This is a genomic window from Psychroserpens sp. BH13MA-6 (genome assembly GCF_052983595.1).
In genome coordinates this window covers 152,830-173,519 of the sequence record NZ_JBRJGE010000005.1, presented here as the reverse complement: position 1 = coordinate 173,519, position 20,690 = coordinate 152,830, and the positions used below count along the sequence as shown (strand labels likewise).

At 36.7% G+C, this 20,690-nt stretch carries 32 protein-coding genes; 2 read left to right on the top strand and 30 right to left on the bottom strand.

The window, feature by feature from the left end; genetic code table 11:
- Positions 1–32: 32 nt before the first annotated feature.
- Positions 33–1,823, top strand: a complete 1,791-nt coding sequence (locus tag ACU8DI_RS12090) for a S41 family peptidase (protein WP_447113037.1) — start codon at positions 33–35, stop codon at positions 1,821–1,823.
- A 231-nt stretch (positions 1,824–2,054) separates the two neighbouring features.
- On the opposite strand, the gene ACU8DI_RS12085 is transcribed toward ACU8DI_RS12090, so the two are convergent.
- On the bottom strand, positions 2,055–2,969 hold the full coding sequence (locus ACU8DI_RS12085; RefSeq protein ID WP_447113036.1) for a dimethylarginine dimethylaminohydrolase family protein: 915 nt from the start codon (positions 2,967–2,969) through the stop codon (positions 2,055–2,057).
- A gap of 63 nt (positions 2,970–3,032) precedes the next feature.
- Positions 3,033–4,319, bottom strand: a complete 1,287-nt coding sequence (locus ACU8DI_RS12080; protein WP_447113035.1) for a citrate synthase — start codon at positions 4,317–4,319, stop codon at positions 3,033–3,035.
- 226 nt (positions 4,320–4,545) lie between these two features.
- Between ACU8DI_RS12080 and ACU8DI_RS12075 the strand changes: the two genes are divergently transcribed.
- A complete protein-coding gene (locus tag ACU8DI_RS12075) occupies positions 4,546–5,298 on the top strand; it encodes a DUF481 domain-containing protein (RefSeq protein WP_447113034.1) in 753 nt (250 codons plus the stop codon).
- A gap of 55 nt (positions 5,299–5,353) precedes the next feature.
- Here ACU8DI_RS12075 and eno read toward each other — a convergent pair whose 3' ends face one another.
- The 28 genes from eno to rplW all read right to left on the bottom strand — a co-directional run bounded on the left by eno (position 5,354) and on the right by rplW (position 20,683).
- Positions 5,354–6,646: a phosphopyruvate hydratase gene (eno, locus tag ACU8DI_RS12070; protein ID WP_447113033.1), complete on the bottom strand. Its 1,293-nt coding sequence runs from the start codon at positions 6,644–6,646 to the stop codon at positions 5,354–5,356.
- 157 nt (positions 6,647–6,803) lie between these two features.
- Positions 6,804–7,907: a glutamine-hydrolyzing carbamoyl-phosphate synthase small subunit gene (carA, locus tag ACU8DI_RS12065; protein ID WP_447113032.1), complete on the bottom strand. Its 1,104-nt coding sequence runs from the start codon at positions 7,905–7,907 to the stop codon at positions 6,804–6,806.
- A gap of 85 nt (positions 7,908–7,992) precedes the next feature.
- Complete coding sequence (rplQ, locus tag ACU8DI_RS12060; protein WP_447113031.1) at positions 7,993–8,463, bottom strand: 50S ribosomal protein L17; 471 nt, start codon at positions 8,461–8,463, stop codon at positions 7,993–7,995.
- A 60-nt stretch (positions 8,464–8,523) separates the two neighbouring features.
- A complete protein-coding gene (locus tag ACU8DI_RS12055) occupies positions 8,524–9,516 on the bottom strand; it encodes a DNA-directed RNA polymerase subunit alpha (protein WP_298903618.1) in 993 nt (330 codons plus the stop codon).
- A 94-nt stretch (positions 9,517–9,610) separates the two neighbouring features.
- A complete protein-coding gene (rpsD, locus tag ACU8DI_RS12050) occupies positions 9,611–10,216 on the bottom strand; it encodes a 30S ribosomal protein S4 (RefSeq protein ID WP_447113030.1) in 606 nt (201 codons plus the stop codon).
- Between the two features lie 170 nt (positions 10,217–10,386).
- Positions 10,387–10,770 (bottom strand): 30S ribosomal protein S11, encoded by a 384-nt coding sequence (gene rpsK / locus ACU8DI_RS12045; RefSeq protein WP_447113029.1) that lies wholly within the window; start codon positions 10,768–10,770, stop codon positions 10,387–10,389.
- A 106-nt stretch (positions 10,771–10,876) separates the two neighbouring features.
- Complete coding sequence (rpsM, locus tag ACU8DI_RS12040; RefSeq protein WP_447113028.1) at positions 10,877–11,251, bottom strand: 30S ribosomal protein S13; 375 nt, start codon at positions 11,249–11,251, stop codon at positions 10,877–10,879.
- 2 nt (positions 11,252–11,253) lie between these two features.
- The gene (gene ykgO / locus ACU8DI_RS12035; RefSeq protein ID WP_081990159.1) at positions 11,254–11,370 is read right to left on the bottom strand and encodes a type B 50S ribosomal protein L36; all 117 of its coding nucleotides are present in this window, start codon (positions 11,368–11,370) and stop codon (positions 11,254–11,256) included.
- Positions 11,371–11,415: 45 nt separating this feature from the next.
- Complete coding sequence (gene infA / locus ACU8DI_RS12030) at positions 11,416–11,631, bottom strand: translation initiation factor IF-1 (RefSeq protein WP_026753784.1); 216 nt, start codon at positions 11,629–11,631, stop codon at positions 11,416–11,418.
- Between the two features lie 85 nt (positions 11,632–11,716).
- The gene (gene secY, locus ACU8DI_RS12025) at positions 11,717–13,069 is read right to left on the bottom strand and encodes a preprotein translocase subunit SecY (protein WP_447113027.1); all 1,353 of its coding nucleotides are present in this window, start codon (positions 13,067–13,069) and stop codon (positions 11,717–11,719) included.
- A 12-nt stretch (positions 13,070–13,081) separates the two neighbouring features.
- Positions 13,082–13,534 (bottom strand): 50S ribosomal protein L15, encoded by a 453-nt coding sequence (gene rplO / locus ACU8DI_RS12020; RefSeq protein ID WP_447113026.1) that lies wholly within the window; start codon positions 13,532–13,534, stop codon positions 13,082–13,084.
- Between the two features lie 9 nt (positions 13,535–13,543).
- Positions 13,544–13,726, bottom strand: a complete 183-nt coding sequence (gene rpmD, locus ACU8DI_RS12015) for a 50S ribosomal protein L30 (protein ID WP_447113025.1) — start codon at positions 13,724–13,726, stop codon at positions 13,544–13,546.
- A gap of 12 nt (positions 13,727–13,738) precedes the next feature.
- Positions 13,739–14,263 (bottom strand): 30S ribosomal protein S5, encoded by a 525-nt coding sequence (gene rpsE / locus ACU8DI_RS12010; RefSeq protein WP_447113024.1) that lies wholly within the window; start codon positions 14,261–14,263, stop codon positions 13,739–13,741.
- 6 nt (positions 14,264–14,269) lie between these two features.
- Positions 14,270–14,626 (bottom strand): 50S ribosomal protein L18, encoded by a 357-nt coding sequence (gene rplR, locus ACU8DI_RS12005; protein ID WP_447113023.1) that lies wholly within the window; start codon positions 14,624–14,626, stop codon positions 14,270–14,272.
- A gap of 10 nt (positions 14,627–14,636) precedes the next feature.
- Complete coding sequence (gene rplF / locus ACU8DI_RS12000) at positions 14,637–15,179, bottom strand: 50S ribosomal protein L6 (protein ID WP_447113022.1); 543 nt, start codon at positions 15,177–15,179, stop codon at positions 14,637–14,639.
- A 17-nt stretch (positions 15,180–15,196) separates the two neighbouring features.
- Complete coding sequence (gene rpsH, locus ACU8DI_RS11995; protein WP_447113021.1) at positions 15,197–15,595, bottom strand: 30S ribosomal protein S8; 399 nt, start codon at positions 15,593–15,595, stop codon at positions 15,197–15,199.
- A 92-nt stretch (positions 15,596–15,687) separates the two neighbouring features.
- Positions 15,688–15,957: a 30S ribosomal protein S14 gene (rpsN, locus tag ACU8DI_RS11990; protein WP_447113020.1), complete on the bottom strand. Its 270-nt coding sequence runs from the start codon at positions 15,955–15,957 to the stop codon at positions 15,688–15,690.
- Positions 15,958–15,960: 3 nt separating this feature from the next.
- Positions 15,961–16,512, bottom strand: coding sequence for a 50S ribosomal protein L5 (gene rplE / locus ACU8DI_RS11985; RefSeq protein ID WP_447113019.1), 552 nt, complete (start codon positions 16,510–16,512; stop codon positions 15,961–15,963).
- 2 nt (positions 16,513–16,514) lie between these two features.
- Positions 16,515–16,826 (bottom strand): 50S ribosomal protein L24, encoded by a 312-nt coding sequence (rplX, locus tag ACU8DI_RS11980; RefSeq protein ID WP_447113018.1) that lies wholly within the window; start codon positions 16,824–16,826, stop codon positions 16,515–16,517.
- A gap of 11 nt (positions 16,827–16,837) precedes the next feature.
- Positions 16,838–17,206: a 50S ribosomal protein L14 gene (rplN, locus tag ACU8DI_RS11975; protein ID WP_028871112.1), complete on the bottom strand. Its 369-nt coding sequence runs from the start codon at positions 17,204–17,206 to the stop codon at positions 16,838–16,840.
- Positions 17,207–17,208: 2 nt separating this feature from the next.
- Entirely contained in the window at positions 17,209–17,466 is a 258-nt protein-coding gene (rpsQ, locus tag ACU8DI_RS11970; RefSeq protein WP_073085362.1) for a 30S ribosomal protein S17, read from the bottom strand.
- Positions 17,467–17,484: 18 nt separating this feature from the next.
- A complete protein-coding gene (gene rpmC / locus ACU8DI_RS11965) occupies positions 17,485–17,676 on the bottom strand; it encodes a 50S ribosomal protein L29 (RefSeq protein WP_447113081.1) in 192 nt (63 codons plus the stop codon).
- A gap of 12 nt (positions 17,677–17,688) precedes the next feature.
- A complete protein-coding gene (gene rplP, locus ACU8DI_RS11960) occupies positions 17,689–18,108 on the bottom strand; it encodes a 50S ribosomal protein L16 (RefSeq protein WP_447113017.1) in 420 nt (139 codons plus the stop codon).
- A gap of 18 nt (positions 18,109–18,126) precedes the next feature.
- Positions 18,127–18,843, bottom strand: a complete 717-nt coding sequence (gene rpsC, locus ACU8DI_RS11955) for a 30S ribosomal protein S3 (RefSeq protein ID WP_447113016.1) — start codon at positions 18,841–18,843, stop codon at positions 18,127–18,129.
- Between the two features lie 8 nt (positions 18,844–18,851).
- Positions 18,852–19,259 carry a 50S ribosomal protein L22 gene (rplV, locus tag ACU8DI_RS11950; RefSeq protein ID WP_447113015.1) on the bottom strand — a complete coding sequence of 136 codons (408 nt, stop codon included), beginning with the start codon at positions 19,257–19,259 and terminating at the stop codon, positions 18,852–18,854.
- 6 nt (positions 19,260–19,265) lie between these two features.
- Complete coding sequence (gene rpsS / locus ACU8DI_RS11945) at positions 19,266–19,544, bottom strand: 30S ribosomal protein S19 (protein ID WP_260097707.1); 279 nt, start codon at positions 19,542–19,544, stop codon at positions 19,266–19,268.
- A 10-nt stretch (positions 19,545–19,554) separates the two neighbouring features.
- Positions 19,555–20,382 carry a 50S ribosomal protein L2 gene (gene rplB / locus ACU8DI_RS11940; RefSeq protein WP_447113014.1) on the bottom strand — a complete coding sequence of 276 codons (828 nt, stop codon included), beginning with the start codon at positions 20,380–20,382 and terminating at the stop codon, positions 19,555–19,557.
- A gap of 10 nt (positions 20,383–20,392) precedes the next feature.
- Complete coding sequence (gene rplW, locus ACU8DI_RS11935) at positions 20,393–20,683, bottom strand: 50S ribosomal protein L23 (RefSeq protein WP_447113013.1); 291 nt, start codon at positions 20,681–20,683, stop codon at positions 20,393–20,395.
- Positions 20,684–20,690: the final 7 nt, after the last annotated feature.

Genomic DNA, 20,690 nt, shown 5'->3' with positions numbered 1-20,690 from the left:
ACCAGAAAGTTGTGCGACAAAAATCCTGAGAAATGAAGTCTATACTGATCTTAAGCTTGCTCCTCTTTAATCTATGCTTTTACGCTCAGAACTCGGTCACTTTTAAGGTTTCTGAAATACCCGATTCTGCAGGTATGAAAGTGGGAATTCGAGGTAATAAAGCTCCGTTACGTTGGGATACATCTATTGAACTGAATAAACAAAACCAAACCTATAGCGTCACCTTAGCATTTGATAAATCAGATTCCGAATTACAATACAAATACGTGATTTTTGAAAATGACACTGTGGTACAGTGGGAAAACACTTCTAATCGAACGCTTTCACTAAGCAATTCCAAAGCAACATTCCTAGAGGAAGGGATTTGGAATGTGGAACAAGCAATTGATATTAGCACCTTAAATTCGATTCCTCCCCATCTTTTATTAGAAGACTACCATCTTATTGAAGCCTTAGTTTTAGAGATTCATCCAGGTACGTATCGCTATAATTCTGAGAAAACCATCAAAGAAGGTTTAGACCATTTAAAAGAAACATTTAGTACGGCTTTAACCTATCAGCAAGCTTATCTCGCTGTCTCAAAAATGATGGCATTACTACAATGCGATCATACCAAAGCTGGATTTAATAATCAAACAAAACTAATTAATTCTATCATTCATTATCAAAAAGACAAGTTGCCTTTTACGTTCAAATGGATTGATGATGACATGATTATTATCCGAAATGCCTCGGAAAACCCATTACTCGAAAGAGGGACAAAAATTCTCTCCATTAATAACGTTAATGTCGAGGAAATCAGAGATAACATGATCCATTATATCGCAGCTGATGGTGACACAGACCAAAACCGAATCAACAAAATGCAAGTCCATGGTTTTGATTTTAGATATAACGCCTTTGATGTATTCTATCCCTTGTTATATCCTATTGTAAACGATGAGATAACTCTTAAAATTCAAGGCCCAAATACCGATGACATCGAATGGATAAAAGTGTCAACGTTAAAACGCGAACAACGGTCGTCAATTCTGGCATCTCGCTATCCTGATTTTCCTAAAACTAGAGATGACATGTGGTCATTTGAAATACAGTCTGAAACTACCGCCAAACTCACCTTAAACTCTTTCGGACTATCAGGATGGAAAGCCATGACCATTGACTATAAAGCGTTTTTAGCTCAGGCGTTTCAACAAATTCAGGAACAAGGTATTTCGAATCTTATCATTGATATTCGCGAGAATACAGGTGGCAATGACGAGATGGCTAACGAGCTTTTTTCCTATCTAACAAAAGACTATCCTGTATATTCAAGAGAAGGAAGAACGCGCTACCAATCGTTTGCAGAACAGCTAAAACCTCATATAAAAACATGGGGAAATGACCCATGGTATTATGAACTTCATCCAGCCAATGAAATGAACTCAGATGGCTATTATATCTTCAAAGAAAATTATGACCAACCAAAGCCAGCCAATGACAAAGACATTTTTAATGGTCGTTTATACCTATTAACCAGTGCTGCCAATACATCTTTAGCCTATTACACAGCCTTGCGATTTAAAACTCAAAACTTAGGCATTATTATCGGAGAGGAAACGGGTGGTAACTTAAATGGCATCAATGGTGGACAAATCATTTTTTTAACACTGCCTAATTCACAGATTGAAATTGATGCTCCTATTATGGGAGAATTTACTGTGGGCTCAAGTACAAATTCAGGTGTGGTTCCAGACATTAAAACCGTATACACGAGAGAGGATATTATCAAGCATCGCGATTTAGAGCTAGAGAAAGCCTTAGATTTGATAGAAAAAAATTAAAAGGCATTCGTTTCTTAACAAGTTGGTTAAGTCTATGCCATAAAAGTATCAGTGATCACCAATCTCTGTGTTTTCAATAAGATGCTCAAATCAATGTCACGATACCTTTTCCAAGGGATATAATTTTGAATATTTCTTTCAACGTTATTAGCTGCTTTAAAGACTTGCATCATCGGCATAGATGATGTATAGCTAAGACCCTTCCGAAGAACAATAGAACATGATTTTGCGTTAATCCCTCACTAAAGGCAAGGTGGAACAACGCAACAAGCCTTCTTGTTTAGCGATTTCAGCATAAGGCACTTCTTCCACTGTAAATCCGTGGGAACGCAACCAAGCATTCAAGCGTGTAAAGTGGCGTTCTGAAATAATGACATCCTCAGCGATAGAAAACACATTACTATTCATTTGATACATTTCTTCCTTCGAAATGATAAAACAGTTCGCTTCTCCAAAAAAGTTGAGCAACCACTCATACTCTTCCTCCTCTAAAAAGCCTTCTTTATGTAAGATGGCCTTATTGGTACCTATAGGTTGAAAACAACAGTCCAAATGCAAGGCATTATCTCTAGGGTTGGTTTGCGATTTCCGAAGGTTAAAACTTTTAACGATTTTATGAGGAAATAAATTGGTAATGTAATCTACACCTTGTGTATTTGTGCGTGCCACGATATAATCAGCATAATCTGGTTCGCGATAGGTCCCAATAAAAATATGGTCATTCCAGACAATCACGTCACCGCCTTCAATATGCACTTCTTCAGGCGGCCGCAATACTTTATTCGGATCCATCTGGTCAATGACATATTGAATCGCGTCTAACTCCTCCTCTCTATCTGGTAAAATGTTGGCTTTGATAAACCAATCATCAATCACAAAACCTATATCACGAGAAAATATTTGATTACAATCTTGAATGACTTCTGGCCTGTAAACCGTGACATCATACTTTTCAAATACTTCAGCTACAGCGGTCATTTCAGCTACCATATCGGCTTCAATAGGATAGGTCCCAGCTTTGATATGTTCCGCCGACTTAGGGTCATAAGCGTCCTCTAATTTGGGTGTCGGACCATTACTTTTGGCAGTTCCTAGAATCACAGTCCGAAGGCGCGACGTTTCGTTTTTGACATTGAGTTGTATCATGTCACAAATATAAAAAAAGCTCCATAATAATTATGGAGCTTTTTAAATGACTTGTTCTTAAAACTATCGGTTATCGATGGTCTTAAATAGACGATGAGTCTCGCCAATATACAACTGACGTGGACGACCAATTGGTTCTTTTCTCAAACGCATTTCACGCCATTGTGCAATCCATCCAGGTAAACGTCCTAATGCGAACATCACCGTGAACATTTCTGTTGGGATTCCCATACCTCTGTAAATAATACCGGAATAGAAATCGACATTCGGATACAATTTTCTGTCCACGAAATACGAATCTTCTAAAGCTTCTTTTTCTAAGCCCTTCGCTATATCTAAAATTGGATCTTCAATTCCTAAATCACCTAACACTTCATCTGCAGCGACCTTAATGATTTTAGCTCTTGGATCGAAATTTTTATAAACACGATGACCGAAGCCCATTAATCGGAACGGATCGTTCTTGTCTTTGGCTTTCGCCATGTATTTTTTAGTGTCACCACCATCTTCTTTGATGCCTTCCAACATTTCTAAAACGGCCTGATTCGCACCACCGTGAAGTGGTCCCCATAAAGCAGAAATACCTGCAGAAAGAGAAACGAATAAACCAGCGTGGGATGAGCCTACAATTCTTACAGTGGATGTAGAACAGTTTTGCTCATGATCAGCATGAAGAATTAATAATTTATCTAAAGCATTCACCAAGATTGGGTTTTGCTTATAGTCTTCATCAGGACGTTTAAACATCATCTGTAAGATGTTCTCTACATAACCTAATGATGAACTACCATAATCTAATGGTAAGCCTTTTTTCTTGCGCATAGTCCAAGCGACCAAAATTGGGAATTTCCCTAAAATTCTAACAATCGCATTGTACATATCCTCTTCCGATTCAACATTCACAGACGACGGATTAAAAGCGGTCAAGGCACTTGTTAAAGAAGCTAAAACACCCATTGGATGCGCCGATTTCGGAAATGCATCTAGAATTTTCTTAATATCATCATCCACTACAGCGTGCTTCTTGATATCAGAATGAAATTTGTTCAATTCGTCACGTGTTGGTAACTCACCAAATATCAATAAATAGGCTACTTCTAGAAAATCTGCTTTCTCAGCTAATTCCTCAATGGAATAGCCACGATACCTTAAAATCCCTTTTTCACCATCTAAAAACGTAATGGCACTTTCACAAGAACCTGTGTTTTTATATCCTGGATCAATCGTCGTGACACCACCAGTAGCACTTCTAAGTGATTTGATATCGATTGCAACTTCATTTTCTGTACCTGTAACTAATGGAAATTCGTGCTTTTGTCCATTAATTTCTAGTGTAGCTTTATCTGACATGTATGTATTAAAATTTTGTTAGAGATTATTTTACTTTGCGGATTGCTAATTTACGAAATATCTAAGGATTTACGAAGTCTATTTATAATGCTTTTAACAATTGTGATATTCATAAAATTGATAGATCTAAGGAGTGCTTTCTTGCGGAATTGATTACGATTCAATTTTAGATTATTCCTGCAACCAAACATGATAATTAATACATTTGTGAAAAGATTAAAATACCATGCGTTATTTCATCATTTTATTTTGCTTAACCACATATCTATCGACGGCCCAAGTGGTCAATGTGGAAACGCTTCGGAAGGTTTCAGATTCCGCCAAATGGACAGGCTCTGTAAGCTTGGATGTCTCCTTGATAAAAAATAAAAATGAGATTTTCAGAATTGCCAATAAAGCCCATGTGCAATACAATAATCAAATCCATTTATGGCTTTTTGTCAATGACTTGAATTTACAACGTATTGAAGGGAATTCTCTTGTGAATCGTGGGACGCAGCATTTGCGATATAACAGGCGTCTTTCAGAACATGTTAAATGGGAAGCTTTCGGACAAGCACAATATGATGCTATCTCTAAAATTGATTTCAGAGGACTGCTAGGCACTGGTCCGCGATTTAAATTGACGACTAGCGATAATTATCGCTTCTATCTCGGAACGCTAATAATGTATGAATACGAAAAAGCCGATCAGGTACTGACAGATAGAGTTCAGAAAGATATTCGTGGCAGCGCTTATTTATCCTTCAGTCTGTATCCGAAAGACCATATCAGCATAATTAGCACGAGCTACTATCAACCTAAAGTTTCAGCATTTAAGGATTACCGTTTTTCAACCAATACCTCGTTACTCATAGAGCTCTTTAAAAATTTGGCCTTTAAGACCAATTTCAATTATTTTCACGATGCGTTTCCCGTGAGCTCAGATATTCCTAAAACACAGTATGAATTAACTAACGGATTATTGTATTCCTTCTAACAAAAAAACCTACACGAAGGATCGCATAGGTTCATGATATTAAACTTGTTGTAGATTACTGAATCTTGAAGGCCTTTTCCTGTGGATAATAAGCCACGTCATCCAATTCTTCTTCAATACGCAACAACTGATTGTATTTTGCCATACGGTCACTACGTGATGCAGAACCTGTTTTAATTTGACCTGTATTTAAAGCAACAGCCAAATCGGCAATCGTGTTATCTTCTGTTTCTCCAGAACGGTGAGACATCACAGAGGTATAACCAGCATTGTGTGCCATATTTACTGCGGAAATGGTCTCTGTTAAGGTTCCTATTTGATTCACTTTAATCAAGATAGAATTTGCTATGCCGTTTTCAATACCTCTTGACAAACGTTCTACATTGGTCACGAATAAGTCATCACCAACCAATTGTACTTTATCTCCGATTTTTTCCGTGAGATACTTCCAGCCATCCCAATCATTTTCATCCATACCATCTTCTATAGAAATGATGGGATATTTTTCAGCTAATTGTGCTAAGTAATCGGCTTGTTCTTGGCTTGTTCTTACTTGACCAGATGCACCTTCAAAAATGGTGTAATCATACTTGCCGTCTTTATAAAATTCTGCTGCCGCACAATCTAAAGCAATCATGACGTCGTCTCCTAACTTATAACCAGCATTGTCAACCGCTTTAGCAATGGTTTCTAAGGCGTCTTCTGTCCCACCTTCTAAGTTAGGCGCAAAACCACCTTCATCACCAACCGCAGTACTCAAGCCTCTGTCATGCAATACTTTTTTAAGATGATGGAAAATTTCGGTCCCCATTTGCATGGCATGGGTGAAGTTTTTAGCTTTTACTGGCATTACCATAAACTCTTGAAACGCGATTGGCGCATCACTATGTGAACCACCGTTAATGATATTCATCATTGGTACAGGTAAGGTATTAGCAGACACACCACCTACATAACGGTATAATGGCATTCCTAATTCTCCAGCAGCTGCTTTAGCAGTGGCCAATGACACACCCAAAATAGCGTTAGCACCTAATTTTGATTTGTTTGGTGTACCGTCTAATTCGATCATAAGTTGATCGATTCTATTCTGATCAAATACAGATTCTCCCAATAGTTCTTGAGCAATCACATTATTTACATTGTCTACAGCTTTAGACACGCCTTTTCCCATATAGGCCTTACCACCATCTCTAAGCTCTACGGCTTCATGTTCTCCTGTAGATGCTCCAGAAGGAACTGCAGCTCTTCCCAACATACCGTTTTCAGTAACCACATCAACTTCAACAGTTGGATTACCACGTGAATCTAAAATTTGTCTTGCATGAATGTTAATTATAATGCTCATTCTAATTGGTTTAAGTTATTTTAATTTATACGTCAAATTTACGAAATAGTTGGTCTACTTAGAATTTCAGCCAAGCAGAATTACATATTATCTTAACGATAATGTTTTCGTGACATAAAAATGGCAATGATTTTTAAATTTCATTGCCATTTCTTTATTAGTTTTTTTGGATATTCTGTATAAACTCATCAAATAGATAAGTCGAATCATTTGGTCCAGGACTCGCTTCTGGGTGGTATTGCACAGAGAAGCAGTTCTTGTGTTTCATTTTAATTCCCATTACGGTATCATCGTTGAGATGCAAGTGCGTAATATCCAAGTCTGGATGTGCTTCTGCTTCCTGACGATTGATAGAGAAACCGTGATTTTGAGAAGTGATCTCTCCTTTCGTTGTCACTAAGTTCTTCACAGGATGATTAATTCCTCGATGTCCGTGATGCATTTTATAAGTAGATATGCCATTGGCCAAAGCAATAATTTGGTGTCCTAAACAAATTCCGAATAAGGGTAAATCACGTTTGATAATTTCTTTGGCAAGCGTGATAGCACCTTCTAAAGGTTCAGGGTCGCCTGGTCCATTCGATAGAAAATAACCATCTGGTTGAAAGGCTTCCAATTCTTCGAAAGTAGCGTTGTAAGGAAATACTTTTATGTAGGCATCTCGTTTGGCCAGATTACGTAGAATATTCTTTTTAATTCCAATGTCTAGTGCAGCAATTTTGTAGGTTGCATTTTCGTCACCAAAGTAATAAGGTTCTTTGGTCGATACTTTAGATGCCAACTCCAAGCCTTCCATACTTGGTACTTCGGCCAATTGCTTTTTCAATCCTTCAATATTATCTACCTCTGTAGAAATCACAGCGTTCATAGCGCCATTATCACGAATATGACTGACGAGTGCGCGCGTGTCTACATCAGAAATCGCTAACAGATTATTATCTTCTAAAAATGTTTCTAAAGATTTATCTGCGATAGGTCTCGAATAATTAAAACTAAAGTTTCTACAAATTAATCCGGCAATCTTAATGGAATCGGATTCAGATTCTTCAGCAAAAGTTCCGTAGTTTCCAATGTGTGCATTGGTCGTTACCATGAGTTGTCCATAGTACGATGGATCTGTAAAAATTTCTTGATAACCAGTGGTTCCAGTATTGAAACACACTTCGCCAAAGGCAGTGCCTTCTTTCCCTATAGACTTCCCATGAAAAATGGTACCGTCGGCTAAAAGAATTAGGGCTTTTTTTCGTTTTTGATAGCTCATTATATTAAAAAGTTTTACAAAATTGCATAAAAAAAAGGATAATCTAAAATAGATTATCCTTTATATATTAAATGCTTATTAACATTTATTCTTCTTCATTAGTTGCTTTAGTCTCTACTGGTGCAGCTGCTGGCTTTGAACCACCTCTTCTACTTCTACGTGTCGACTTCTTAGCTGGCTTGTTAGCGTTGTACAACTCATTGTAATCTACTAACTCGATCATGGCCATATCAGCGTTATCACCAAGTCTGTTTCCTAATTTGATGATTCTTGTATAACCACCTGGACGATCAGCTACTTTTACAGCCACTTCTCTGAACAATTCAGTGACGGCATCCTTTTGTCTTAATCTAGACATAACGATACGTCTGTTGTGTGTTGTATCTTCTTTTGACTTTGTAATCATTGGCTCTACAAATTGTTTTAAAGCTTTTGCCTTAGCAACTGTAGTGTTGATACGTTTGTGTTCAATCAATGAACAAGCCATATTAGCTAACATCGACTTTCTGTGAGCCGTCTGTCTTCCTAAATGGTTAAATTTCTTTCCGTGTCTCATGACGTTTTGTTTTAATCATCATCTTGCTACAACCCACTTTGAGGAGCAAAATATGACGTATTAATCTTTATCTAATTTGTATTTTGCTAAATCCATTCCGAAGTTCAACCCTTTAACATTCACAAGCTCTTCAAGCTCTGTTAAAGATTTCTTACCGAAGTTACGGAACTTCATTAAATCATTTTTATTGAACGATACTAAGTCACCTAAAGTATCTACTTCTGCTGCTTTTAAACAGTTCAAAGCACGTACAGAAAGATCCATGTCCACTAATTTAGTTTTCAATAATTGTCTCATGTGAAGTGATTCTTCATCATAAGTTTCTGTTTGTGCAATTTCATCCGCCTCTAAGGTGATACGCTCATCAGAGAATAACATGAAGTGGTGGATTAATATTTTAGCAGCTTCAGTTAAAGCATCTTTTGGATGAATAGATCCATCTGTGATGATTTCAAAAACTAATTTTTCATAATCGGTTTTTTGTTCAACACGGAAATTCTCGATGCTGTATTTTACATTTTTTATAGGTGTGTAAATAGAATCTGTAAAGATAGTTCCTATTGGTGCAGAAGCTTTTTTGTTTTCTTCAGCAGGCACATAACCTCTCCCTTTTTCGATAGTGATTTCCATATTGATGTTCACTTTAGGATCCAAGTTACAAATCACTAAGTCTTTGTTTAATACTTGGAATCCAGAGATAAACTTCTGAAAGTCACCTGCGGTAATTTGATTCTGTCCAGAAATGGAGATAGAAACAGACTCGTTATCTACTTCATCAATTTGACGCTTAAAGTTTACTTGCTTTAAGTTCAAGATCATTTCCGTTACATCTTCTACAACACCTGCTATGGTTGAGAATTCGTGGTCTACACCTTCAATTCTCACAGAGGTGATTGCGAAACCTTCTAAAGAGGATAATAATACTCTTCTCAAAGCATTACCAACAGTTAATCCATAACCTGGTTCTAATGGTCTAAACTCGAATTTACCTTCGAATTCAGTAGAATCAATCATGATTACTTTATCGGGCTTCTGAAAATTTAAAATTGCCATATATGTCTTCGTTTTAATTGTGAGTCGGTTGCGCGATTTATAAGTTTGAAGAAGACTAATAAATCCTTTGGCCGACTACCAATATGATTAATTATTATTTAGAGTATAATTCGACGATGTATTGCTCGTTGATATTTTCTGGAATCTGGATACGTTCAGGAACTGAAACATAGGTTCCTTGTTTTGTATCGTTGTTCCATGTAATCCACTCGTATACATTGCTTGAATTAGCTAAAGAATTTTGAATAGATTCAAGAGACTTTGATTTCTCTCTTACAGCGACAACATCACCTGCTTTTAATTGGTAAGAAGGAATGTTAACGATCTCACCATTGACAGTAATGTGTCTGTGTGATACCAATTGTCTTGCACCACTACGTGATGGTGACAATCCCATTCTAAAAGTAACATTGTCTAAACGAGACTCACAAAGTTGAAGTAATACTTCACCCGTAATACCTTGAGCAGCTGTTGCTTTTTTGAACATGTTTCTGAATTGCTTTTCTAATATACCATAAGTATACTTCGCTTTTTGCTTCTCCATTAATTGGATTGCATATTCAGATTTTTTACCACGACGCTTGTTAGCTCCGTGTTGACCTGGAGGATAATTTCTTTTTTCAAAAGCTTTATCATCTCCAAAGATAGCTTCACCGAATTTTCGGGCTATTTTAGTTTTAGGACCAGTATATCTTGCCATTTTAAAATTTGTTTTGAGAGTGCTTGTGAATTAAGGTCTTAATCTTATCCTTCGACAAACGTTAATCTCTCGTTGATACTTGTTATTATTATTTTTCAGTTTGCAAATTTACATATAAAAAATTAATATCAACCATTTAAAACAGTTGATATTAATTCTTTACGGATAAATTATACTCTTCTTCTTTTTGGAGGTCGACATCCATTGTGTGGTAATAGCGTAACATCAATAATTTCTGTTACTTCAATACCTGCATTATGAATAGATCGGATGGCAGATTCTCTACCATTTCCAGGACCTTTAACGTAAACCTTAACTTTCTTTAGTCCAGCTTCTTTAGCAACACCTGCAGCGTCTTCCGCAGCTAATTGTGCAGCATAAGGTGTGTTCTTTTTAGAACCTCTGAATCCCATTTTACCAGCTGATGACCATGAAATAACATCTCCTTTTTTGTTTGTTAAAGAGATGATGATGTTGTTAAAAGATGCTGCTACGTGCGCTTCTCCAACCGCATCTACGATGACTTTACGTTTTTTTGTACTTGACTTTGCCATATTTTAAAGTTTCTAGTTGTTAGTTTTTTAATGTTTTTAGAATCCTAAACATTGCTATTTCGAACAGATTCCTCTAACGCTAAAACTAATGACTAATGTCTATTGATTATTTAGTTGCTTTTTTCTTGTTAGCAACAGTTTTTCTTCTACCTTTTCTCGTTCTAGAGTTGTTTTTTGTTCTCTGACCTCTTAATGGAAGTCCAGCTCTATGACGAATACCTCTGTAACATCCAATATCCATTAATCGCTTAATGTTCAATTGTGTTTCAGAACGTAACTCACCTTCAATAGTATAAGATCCAACCGCATCACGGATGGCTCCAATTTGCTCGTCTGTCCAATCTTGTACTTTGATGCTTTCGTCTACTTTAGCGTTTGCTAAAATTTCTTGTGCTCTACTTCTACCTATTCCATAGATATAAGTTAAAGAGATTACTCCTCTTTTCTGTTTTGGTATGTCTACACCTGCAATTCTTGCCATAATTACCCTTGTCTTTGTTTGAATCTAGGATTCTTTTTGTTAATGACGTAAAGTCTACCTTTTCTGCGGACTAATTTACAGTCTGCACTTCTTTTTTTAATTGATGCTCTTACTTTCATCTTGTCTTATTAATTTTTTACCAAAGCGATAAGCGACTTATCGTTTTAGTATCTATAAGTTATTCGAGCCTTTGTTAAATCATAAGGACTCATTTCCAATTTTACTTTGTCTCCAGGTAACAACTTAATGTAATGCATACGCATTTTACCTGAAATGTGTGCTGTCACTATGTGACCATTTTCTAGTTCAACTCGGAACATCGCATTTGACAATGCTTCGATGATTGATCCGTCTTGTTCTATTGCTGCTTGTTTTGCCATATTATATATTTTAGTGTTTAATCTTAGGAATTGCAAATACCTTGCCTAAAATTTCCTTTGACTAATCTCTAAATTAGTATTTACATTAAGCGACTGCTTTTCTGTTTTTACCTGTTTTCATCAAACCATCATAATGTTTATTCAACAAGTATGAATTGATTTGTTGCATGGTATCTATCGCAACTCCAACCATAATTAGTAGCGATGTGCCACCAAAGAATAATGCCCATCCACCTTGTACGTTCATAATTTTAACAATGACAGCTGGGAACACAGCGATTAAAGCTAAAAATATAGAACCTGGTAAGGTTATTTGAGACATTATTTTATCTAGATATTCAGAAGTTTCTGTTCCTGGTCTGATCCCTGGAATAAAACCGCCACTTCTCTTTAAATCATCTGCCATTTTATTGGTTGGAACAGTAATCGCCGTATAGAAATACGTAAATATGATAATCAACAATGCAAACACTACATTATACCATAATCCGAAAGGATCACTAAATTGTTGTTGCATCCATTGTCCAACTTCACTTGACGAACCAAAAGATTTTCCGATTAAACTTGGCACAAACATAATCGCTTGAGCAAAGATAATTGGCATCACTCCTGATGCATTCAATTTCAATGGTAAGAATTGTCTATTTCCAAATACGTTCTTTTCATAACCTCCAGATGCCGTTCTTCTGGCATACTGTACAGCAATCTTACGAACTGCCATCACTAACATAATTGAGAGTAAAATAATGACAAACCAAACGACGAGTTCGATTAAGATCATCATTAAACCACCATTTCCACCACCATCTAAACGAGATGCTGCATTTTGAATGAATGATTGCGGTAAAGTGGCAATAATACCAACCATAATCAATAAAGAAATACCATTTCCGATACCTTTATCTGTGATCTTTTCACCCAACCACATTGCAAAAATACATCCTGTCACTAGAATAATTACTGAAGAAATATAGAACGTAGGTCCTGTTCCCAATAAAAATGCCGATGAAGGAATACCAAATGCTGGTTGCAAACTCGCCAAATATCCTGGCGCTTGGAATAAACAAATAATTATAGTTAACCAACGAGTGATCTGTGTGATTTTCTTTTGTCCGCTCGCACCCTCTTTTTGAAGTTTCTGCAAATAAGGAATCGCAATTCCCATTAATTGCACGACAATTGAGGCTGAGATGTAAGGCATAATACCTAAGGCGAATACAGAAGCATTGGCGAATGCACCACCAGTAAACATATTAAGAATTCCTAATATACCACCATCAGCACCTTCAGCTAAACCCGCAAGTTGACTTGCATCAATACCTGGTAAAACAACTTGAGCACCAAAACGGTACACTAAAAGTAGACCAAGTGTTAATATGATCCTGTCTTTTAGCTCAGTTATCTTCCAAACATTTTTTAATGTATCTATAATTTTCATACTCAAGGGGTCTTATAAAGTTACAGCTTCACCGCCTGCAGCTTCAATCGCAGCTTTTGCTGTCGCCGTAAATTTATGAGCAGTTACTGTTAATTTTGATTTTAACTCGCCACGACCAAGAATTTTTACCATTTCATTCTTTCCTGCCAAACCTAATTCTACTAGCGTTTGAAAATCAACTGCATCCTTTATTTTCTTGTTGTCTACTAATTCTTGTAATTTGTCCAAGTTTATTCCTTGATACTCTACACGATTAATATTTGTGAATCCAAATTTAGGAACTCGTCTTTGAAGTGGCATTTGACCACCTTCGAAACCTAATTTCTTAGAGTAACCAGAACGTGATTTAGCTCCTTTGTGACCACGTGTTGCGGTACCACCTTTTCCAGAACCTTGTCCTCGACCTACTCTTTTACCTTGATTCTTAACAGAACCTTCTGCTGGTTTTAAATTACTTAAGTTCATTGTATCTTATTATTTTGTTTCTTCAACAGAAACTAAATGTGAAACTTTACTTACCATCCCAAGAATACTTGGTGACGCATCGTGTTCGATTGTTTGACCAATTCTTTTCAACCCAAGAGCCTCTAAAGTTCTCTTTTGAGTTTGCGTACGATTGATTGCGCTTTTTACTTTTGTTACTTTAATCTTTGCCATCGTCCTTATTGATTAACCATTAAACACTTTTTCAAGGGAAATTCCTCTGTCTTTCGCAATAGCATTGGCATCTCTTAATTGCAATAATGCATCGAAAGTTGCTTTAACTACGTTGTGAGGGTTAGAAGATCCTTGAGATTTAGATAATACATCGTGTACACCAACGGCTTCCAAAACTGTTCTTACAGCTCCACCAGCAATTACTCCGGTACCAGGTGCAGCAGGTATGATATTTACTCTCGCACCACCGTATTTACCTTTTTGTTCATGAGGTAAGGTCCCTTTAATGATCGGAATACGTACTAAATTTTTCTTAGCATCTTCAACCGCTTTTGCGATTGCTGTTGCTACGTCTTTAGATTTTCCTAAACCGTGACCTACAACTCCAGCTTCATCACCAACCACTACGATCGCTGAAAAACCGAAAGCTCTACCACCTTTTGTTACTTTTGTAACTCTTTGTACACCAACAAGACGATCTTTTAAATCAATTCCACTTGGTTTTACTAATTCTGCGTTTTTATATTTTTGATACATAGTGTCTTAGAATTTAAGTCCGCCTTCTCTTGCGCCTTCAGCTAATGATTTTACTCTTCCGTGATATTGGTATCCACCTCTATCAAAAGAAATTGTATTGATACCTGCCTTGATGGCTCTTTCAGCAACAGCTTTCCCAACTAAGGCAGCTATTTCTGATTTCGTTCCTTTTTCTGAAGCAATTGCTTTATCTCTTGAAGATGCTGCTGCTAAAGTTTTACCTGTAACATCATCAACCAATTGAGCATAAATCTCTTTATTACTTCTATAAACAGCTAAACGAGGTCTTGCTTCTGTACCAGAAACAACCTTACGTATTCTGCTTTTTATTCTTAGTCTTTTTTCGTTCTTTGTTAATGCCATAACTAATTTTTTAAGCTGATTTACCTGCTTTTCTTCTTAATTCTTCACCAACAAACTTAACACCTTTTCCTTTGTAAGGTTCTGGTTTTCTAAATCCGCGAATTTTCGCAGCTACTTGTCCAACTAATTGTTTATCGTGAGATGTTAATTTAACTATTGGGTTTTTACCTTTTTCTGAAATGGTTTCAATTTTCACTTCTGGTGCAATATCCATAATGATATTGTGAGAGAATCCTAAAGCCATATCTAATTTCTGACCTTGGTTTGTTGCTCTATAACCTACACCAACAAGCTCTAATTCTTTCGTCCATCCTTTAGAAACACCTTCAATCATGTTTCTCATTAAAGATCTGTATAAACCGTGCTTAGATTTGTTTTCTTTATTATCTGAAGATCTTGTTACCAAAACGTTTCCGTCTTCAACTTTAATTTCAACAGTATCGTAGTGCTGTGTTAATTCTCCTAATTTACCTTTAACAGTAACGACATTATCCTTAACATCGACTGTTACGCCTTCTGGAATGGCTACTGGGTTATTTCCTATTCTTGACATTGTTCTTCTGCTTTAAATTAGTAAACGTAACACAATAATTCACCACCTACGTTCTCACGTTGCGCTTGCTTACCTGTAATTACACCATGAGATGTAGAAACAATAGCAATACCTAATCCGTTAAGAATTCTCGGCATTTCATTCGCGCCAGCATACTTTCGTAAACCTGGTGTACTGATTCTTTGAATTTTTTTGATGACAGACTCCTTTGTGTCTTTGTTGTACTTAAGGGCTATCTTGATAGTTCCTTGTACAGACGAGTCGTCAAATTTGTAACTTAAAATATATCCTTGATCGAATAAGATTTTAGTTATCTCCTTTTTTAAGTTTGATGCAGGAATCTCAACAACTCTATGGTTGGCTTTTACTGCATTTCTGATTCTTGTTAAGTAATCAGCAATTGGATCTGTATTCATTTGTATTAATTTGCGGGAGTGGTTTTCGATAATCTATCGAACCTTCAACCAATTTATAATTCTTAATTGTTATCGTCGTTAAACGATAGGTTTTACCAAGATGCTTTCTTCACACCTGGAATCAACCCTTGATTGGCCATTTCACGGAACATTACACGTGAAATTCCAAACACTCTCATATACCCTTTAGGTCTACCTGTCAATTTACATCTGTTGTGCTGACGGATAGGAGAGGCATTTTTAGGTAACTTTTGTAATGCTTCGTAATCTCCAGCTTCTTTTAAAGCTTTACGTTTTTCAGCATATTTAGCTACTGTTTTTGCTCTTTTTACCTCACGGGCTTTCATTGATTCTTTAGCCATATCTTAGTTCTTTTGAAATGGTAATCCCAATTCAGTTAATAACGATTTTGCTTCTTTATCTGTTTCTGCAGACGTTACAAAAGTAATATCCATACCAGAAATTTTATTGATTTTATCAATGTTTATTTCTGGGAAGATGATTTGCTCAACAACACCAAGGTTATAGTTTCCTCTACCATCAAAACCAGTTGCTTTGATACCATTGAAATCTCTAACACGTGGTAAGGCTGAAGTCACCAAACGATCTAAGAACTCATACATTTGCTCTCCTCTTAAAGTAACGCGAGCACCAATTGGCATTCCTTTACGTAACTTAAAAGAAGCGACATCCTTCTTAGATAAGGTTGCTACAGCTTTTTGACCCGTAATCATTGTTAACTCATCAACCGCATGGTCAATCAATTTCTTATCGGCAACGGCAGCTCCAACACCTTTAGATAAAACAATCTTTTTTAGTTTAGGAACTTGCATGACGTTTTTATATCCGAATTCTTCTGTAAGAGCAGAAACTACTTTGTCCTTGTACTCTTGTTTTAATCTTGGAATATAAGCCATAACTATATTACTTCATTTGATTTTGTTGAAAATCTTACTTTCTTGTCACCTTCCATTTTGTAACCAACTCTTGTCGTTTCTCCTTTCGAAGTTAACAACGATAAATTAGACATGTGGATTGGTGCTTCTTTCTCTACAATACCACCTTGAGGATTCTGTGCACTTGGTTTCGTATGTTTCTTAACCATGTTCACACCTTCTACGATGGCTTTGTTTTTATCCTTTAATACTTTAAGAACATTGCCTTCAGTACCTTTATGATCTCCGGCAATTACTCTTACTGTATCTCCTGATTTAATTTTAAACTTTGTCATTTTATTAGTCATTAAAGCACTTCTGGTGCTAATGAAACAATTTTCATGAATTGTCTATCACGAAGTTCTCTAGCTACAGGTCCAAAAACACGTGTACCTCTCATTTCTCCTGTTGGATTTAAAAGGACACAAGCATTGTCATCAAATCTAATATAAGATCCATCTGGACGTCTAACTTCTTTCTTAGTACGAACAACTACTGCTGTTGATACTGCTCCTTTTTTAATGTTTCCATTAGGAGTCGCATCTTTTACTGAGACCACAATTTTGTCTCCAATAGAAGCGTATCTTCTTTTTGTACCACCTAGAACACGAATGGTTAAAACCTCTTTTGCTCCAGTGTTATCAGCTACTTTTAATCTTGATTCTTGTTGTACCATAATTACTTCGCTCTTTCAATTATTTCTACTAATCTCCAACATTTAGATTTACTTAAAGGTCTTGTTTCCATGATCTTTACTGTATCTCCAATGTTACAGTCGTTTGTTTCGTCGTGAGCAACATATTTCTTTGTTTTCAAAACGAACTTTCCGTACATAGGGTGTTTTACTTTTTTAACTTCTGAAACCACGATTGATTTCTGCATTTTGTTACTAGTAACAACTCCTATACGCTCTTTTCTTAAATTTCTTTTTTCCATCTTTCAGCCAGAATACAATTATTGTATTTCTCTTTTAGTTAATTCTGTTGCAATTCTTGCTACTGAACGTCTAACGTTTCGTAACTGAATTGGGTTATCTAATGGAGAGACTGCATGTGCCATTTTTAGCTCTGCATAACTCTTTTTGGTTTCGCTAAGTTTTTCTTGCAACTCAGTTACTGATAGCTGTGTAATTTCTGCTTGTTTCATCATACTTTAATTTTAAGCTTCGTAATCTCGAGCTATTAAAAACTTAGTTTTAACTGGTAACTTTTGTGCCGCTAAACGTAAGGCCTCTTTCGCAACTTCTAATGGGACTCCACCCACTTCGAAGATAATTCTTCCTGGTTTAACAACAGCTACCCAATATTCTACAGCACCTTTACCTTTACCCATACGTACTTCTAATGGTTTCTTGGTAATTGGCTTGTCTGGAAACACTTTAATCCATAACTGACCTTCTCTCTTCATGTAACGTGTTGCAGCAATACGCGCTGCCTCAAGCTGACGTGATGTCAAGAAATTAGCATCTAAAGATTTTATCCCAAACATACCATTAGACAATGTGTGTCCTCTTCCGGTATTTCCTTTCATACGTCCTTTTTGGACCTTACGAAATTTTGTTCTTTTCGGTTGTAACATCTTACTTTTCTTTAAAAATTACTTTCTACGACGAGATTTGTTCCCACCGCGTCCTCCAGACTTGCCACCTTGTTTCTTAGACAAGCCAACTAATGGAGAAAGTTCTCTTTTTCCGTACACTTCACCTTTCATGATCCATACTTTCACACCTAATCTACCGTAAGTAGTATGTGCTTCAACTAAAGCATAATCAATATCGGCTCTAAATGTCGATAAAGGAATACGTCCTTCTTTGTAGTGCTCGCTACGTGCCATTTCAGCACCATTCAAACGACCACTAATCTGGATTTTGATTCCTTCTGCATTCATACGCATCGCAGCAGCAATAGCCATTTTGATAGCACGTCTGTAAGAAATACGATTCTCTATTTGACGTGCAACGCTGGATCCTACTAAGAACGCATCGAGTTCAGGTCTTTTAATCTCAAAGATGTTTAACTGAACTTCTTTTCCAGTGATATTTTTAAGCTCTTCTTTTAACTTGTCTACCTCTTGGCCACCTTTACCGATAATGATACCAGGTCTGGCAGTAGTGATAGTAACGGTTACAAGTTTAAGCGTACGCTCAATAATTACTCTGGATACACTAGCTTTTGATAAACGAGCATGGATATACTTTCTGATTTTATCGTCTTCAGCAAGTTTATCTCCATAATCATTTCCACCATACCAGTTGGATTCCCATCCTCTGATAATTCCTAAACGATTTCCGATTGGATTTGTCTTTTGTCCCATATCTCTATTTAAGCTTGTGTGTTATTTTTAGCTCCAATCACAACTGTTACGTGATTAGATCTCTTTCTTATTCTGTGTGCACGACCTTGAGGTGCTGGACGCAATCTTTTCAACATTGATCCACCATCAACTCTAATTTCTTGAACAAATAAATCTGCATCTTCTATCGTTGCATCTTCATTTTTAGCTTGCCAGTTAGCAATCGCAGAAAGTACTAATTTCTCTAATCTGCGTGAGGCTTCCTTTTGGCTAAATCTCAAGATTTGTAATGCTTTTTCAGCTTCTTTTCCTCTTACCAAATCCGCTACTAAGCGCATTTTTCTTGGAGAGGTAGGACAGTTATTCAACTTTGCAAATGCAACTTTCTTTCTGTCTTCCTTAATAGCGTCTGCCATTTGTTTTTTACGACTTCCCATAGCTTACTATTTTTTTCCTTTATTTTTTGCACCTGCGTGACCTCTAAAAGATCGTGTTGGTGAAAATTCTCCTAACTTATGACCTACCATGTTTTCAGTTACGTAAACTGGTACGAATTGACGTCCGTTGTGAACTGCTATCGTTTGTCCAACAAAATCAGGTGATATCATTGAGGCTCTAGACCATGTTTTGATAACCGTTTTTTTGTTAGAAGCGACATTCTCCTCAACTTTCTTATTCAATTTATAATGGATGTAAGGTCCTTTTTTTAATGAACGTGCCATATTATCTCAATTATTTCTTTCTACGTTCTACAATATACTTATTACTCGCTTTGGTTCTAGAGCGTGTTCTGTAACCTTTAGCTGGAATACCATTTCTAGATCTTGGGTGTCCTCCTGAAGATTTACCTTCACCACCACCCATTGGGTGATCTACTGGGTTCATCACTACTGGTCTTACTCTTGGTCTTCTACCTAACCATCTACTTCTACCTGCTTTACCAGATACTGTTAATTGATGATCAGAGTTAGAAATCACTCCAATAGTTGCCATACACTCTGCAAGTATCATTCTTGTCTCACCAGATGGCAACTTCACTGTGGCGAACTTACCGTCTCTTGCCATTAATTGAGCAAATGCTCCAGCACTTCTTGCCATAACTGCACCTTGTCCAGGACGCAACTCAATACAAGAAATAATGGTACCTAATGGAATTTGACTTAAGGGCATTGCATTTCCAATTTCTGGAGCAACACCTTCTCTTCCTGACACTACATTCTGCCCAACCTGTAAACCATTTTGAGCAATAATGTAACTTTTCTCACCATCTTGATAATTCAATAATGCGATAAAAGCTGTTCTGTTTGGATCATACTCGATTGACTTAACTTCAGCAGGAATTCCTGTTTTGTTACGTTGGAAATCGATAATACGATACTTTCTCTTGTGACCTCCACCAATTTGGCGCATGGTCATTTTTCCTTGACTGTTTCTACCACCAGATCTTTTATTCGGAGCGAGTAAACTCTTCTCCGGCTTATCAGTAGTAATGGCGTCAAATCCATTTACTACTCTAAAACGCTGAGCTGATGTGATCGGTTTTAATTTTCTTACTGACATTCTTGTCTAATTACATGTTAGTGTATAAATCAATGACTTCACCTTCCGCCAGTTGTACAATTGCCTTTTTAACAGCATTTGTTTTACCATGTTGAATACCTGTTTTTGTATAACGTGTATTGCGATCTGGACGGACATTAATCGTACGAACTTTTTCTACAGAGACCCCATAAGCAGCTTCTACTGCTTTTTTGATTTCTACCTTGTTCGCCTTGGTGTTCACTTGAAATGTAAAGCAGTTGTTCAACTCACTATTAGTTGTCGCTTTTTCAGTGATGATAGGTTTAATTAAGATACTCATGGTCTAC

Bases quoted from the DNA above. Each gene is read 5' to 3' on its own strand.
- rpsN (WP_447113020.1), bottom strand. From the start codon at position 15,957: ATGGCTAAAGAATCAATGAAAGCCCGTGAGGTAAAAAGAGCAAAAACA.
- rplN (WP_028871112.1), bottom strand. From the start codon at position 17,206: ATGGTACAACAAGAATCAAGATTAAAAGTAGCTGATAACACTGGAGCA.
- secY (WP_447113027.1), bottom strand. From the start codon at position 13,069: ATGAAAATTATAGATACATTAAAAAATGTTTGGAAGATAACTGAGCTA.
- ACU8DI_RS12055 (WP_298903618.1), bottom strand. From the start codon at position 9,516: ATGGCAATTTTAAATTTTCAGAAGCCCGATAAAGTAATCATGATTGAT.
- ACU8DI_RS12080 (WP_447113035.1), bottom strand. From the start codon at position 4,319: ATGTCAGATAAAGCTACACTAGAAATTAATGGACAAAAGCACGAATTT.
- rpmD (WP_447113025.1), bottom strand. From the start codon at position 13,726: ATGGCAAAGATTAAAGTAACAAAAGTAAAAAGCGCAATCAATCGTACG.
- rpsK (WP_447113029.1), bottom strand. From the start codon at position 10,770: ATGGCAAAGTCAAGTACAAAAAAACGTAAAGTCATCGTAGATGCGGTT.
- rpsE (WP_447113024.1), bottom strand. From the start codon at position 14,263: ATGTATCAAAAATATAAAAACGCAGAATTAGTAAAACCAAGTGGAATT.
- rplB (WP_447113014.1), bottom strand. From the start codon at position 20,382: ATGTCAGTAAGAAAATTAAAACCGATCACATCAGCTCAGCGTTTTAGA.
- rplE (WP_447113019.1), bottom strand. From the start codon at position 16,512: ATGGCTTATATTCCAAGATTAAAACAAGAGTACAAGGACAAAGTAGTT.
- ACU8DI_RS12085 (WP_447113036.1), bottom strand. From the start codon at position 2,969: ATGATACAACTCAATGTCAAAAACGAAACGTCGCGCCTTCGGACTGTG.
- ACU8DI_RS12075 (WP_447113034.1), top strand. From the start codon at position 4,546: ATGCGTTATTTCATCATTTTATTTTGCTTAACCACATATCTATCGACG.
- ykgO (WP_081990159.1), bottom strand. From the start codon at position 11,370: ATGAAAGTAAGAGCATCAATTAAAAAAAGAAGTGCAGACTGTAAATTA.
- rpsS (WP_260097707.1), bottom strand. From the start codon at position 19,544: ATGGCACGTTCATTAAAAAAAGGACCTTACATCCATTATAAATTGAAT.
- rplR (WP_447113023.1), bottom strand. From the start codon at position 14,626: ATGGCATTAACAAAGAACGAAAAAAGACTAAGAATAAAAAGCAGAATA.
- rpsH (WP_447113021.1), bottom strand. From the start codon at position 15,595: ATGAATACAGATCCAATTGCTGATTACTTAACAAGAATCAGAAATGCA.
- rpsC (WP_447113016.1), bottom strand. From the start codon at position 18,843: ATGGGACAAAAGACAAATCCAATCGGAAATCGTTTAGGAATTATCAGA.
- rpsM (WP_447113028.1), bottom strand. From the start codon at position 11,251: ATGGCAAGAATTGCAGGTGTAGACATACCAAAACAGAAAAGAGGAGTA.
- eno (WP_447113033.1), bottom strand. From the start codon at position 6,646: ATGAGCATTATAATTAACATTCATGCAAGACAAATTTTAGATTCACGT.
- rplO (WP_447113026.1), bottom strand. From the start codon at position 13,534: ATGAACTTAAGTAATTTAAAACCAGCAGAAGGTTCTGTTAAGAATCAA.
- rpmC (WP_447113081.1), bottom strand. From the start codon at position 17,676: ATGAAACAAGCAGAAATTACACAGCTATCAGTAACTGAGTTGCAAGAA.
- rpsQ (WP_073085362.1), bottom strand. From the start codon at position 17,466: ATGGAAAAAAGAAATTTAAGAAAAGAGCGTATAGGAGTTGTTACTAGT.
- carA (WP_447113032.1), bottom strand. From the start codon at position 7,907: ATGAGCTATCAAAAACGAAAAAAAGCCCTAATTCTTTTAGCCGACGGT.
- rplW (WP_447113013.1), bottom strand. From the start codon at position 20,683: ATGAGTATCTTAATTAAACCTATCATCACTGAAAAAGCGACAACTAAT.
- rplF (WP_447113022.1), bottom strand. From the start codon at position 15,179: ATGTCAAGAATAGGAAATAACCCAGTAGCCATTCCAGAAGGCGTAACA.
- ACU8DI_RS12090 (WP_447113037.1), top strand. From the start codon at position 33: ATGAAGTCTATACTGATCTTAAGCTTGCTCCTCTTTAATCTATGCTTT.
- rplQ (WP_447113031.1), bottom strand. From the start codon at position 8,463: ATGAGACACGGAAAGAAATTTAACCATTTAGGAAGACAGACGGCTCAC.
- rpsD (WP_447113030.1), bottom strand. From the start codon at position 10,216: ATGGCAAGATATACTGGTCCTAAAACTAAAATAGCCCGAAAATTCGGT.
- rplX (WP_447113018.1), bottom strand. From the start codon at position 16,826: ATGACAAAGTTTAAAATTAAATCAGGAGATACAGTAAGAGTAATTGCC.
- infA (WP_026753784.1), bottom strand. From the start codon at position 11,631: ATGGCAAAACAAGCAGCAATAGAACAAGACGGATCAATCATCGAAGCA.
- rplP (WP_447113017.1), bottom strand. From the start codon at position 18,108: ATGTTACAACCGAAAAGAACAAAATTTCGTAAGGTCCAAAAAGGACGT.
- rplV (WP_447113015.1), bottom strand. From the start codon at position 19,259: ATGGGAAGTCGTAAAAAACAAATGGCAGACGCTATTAAGGAAGACAGA.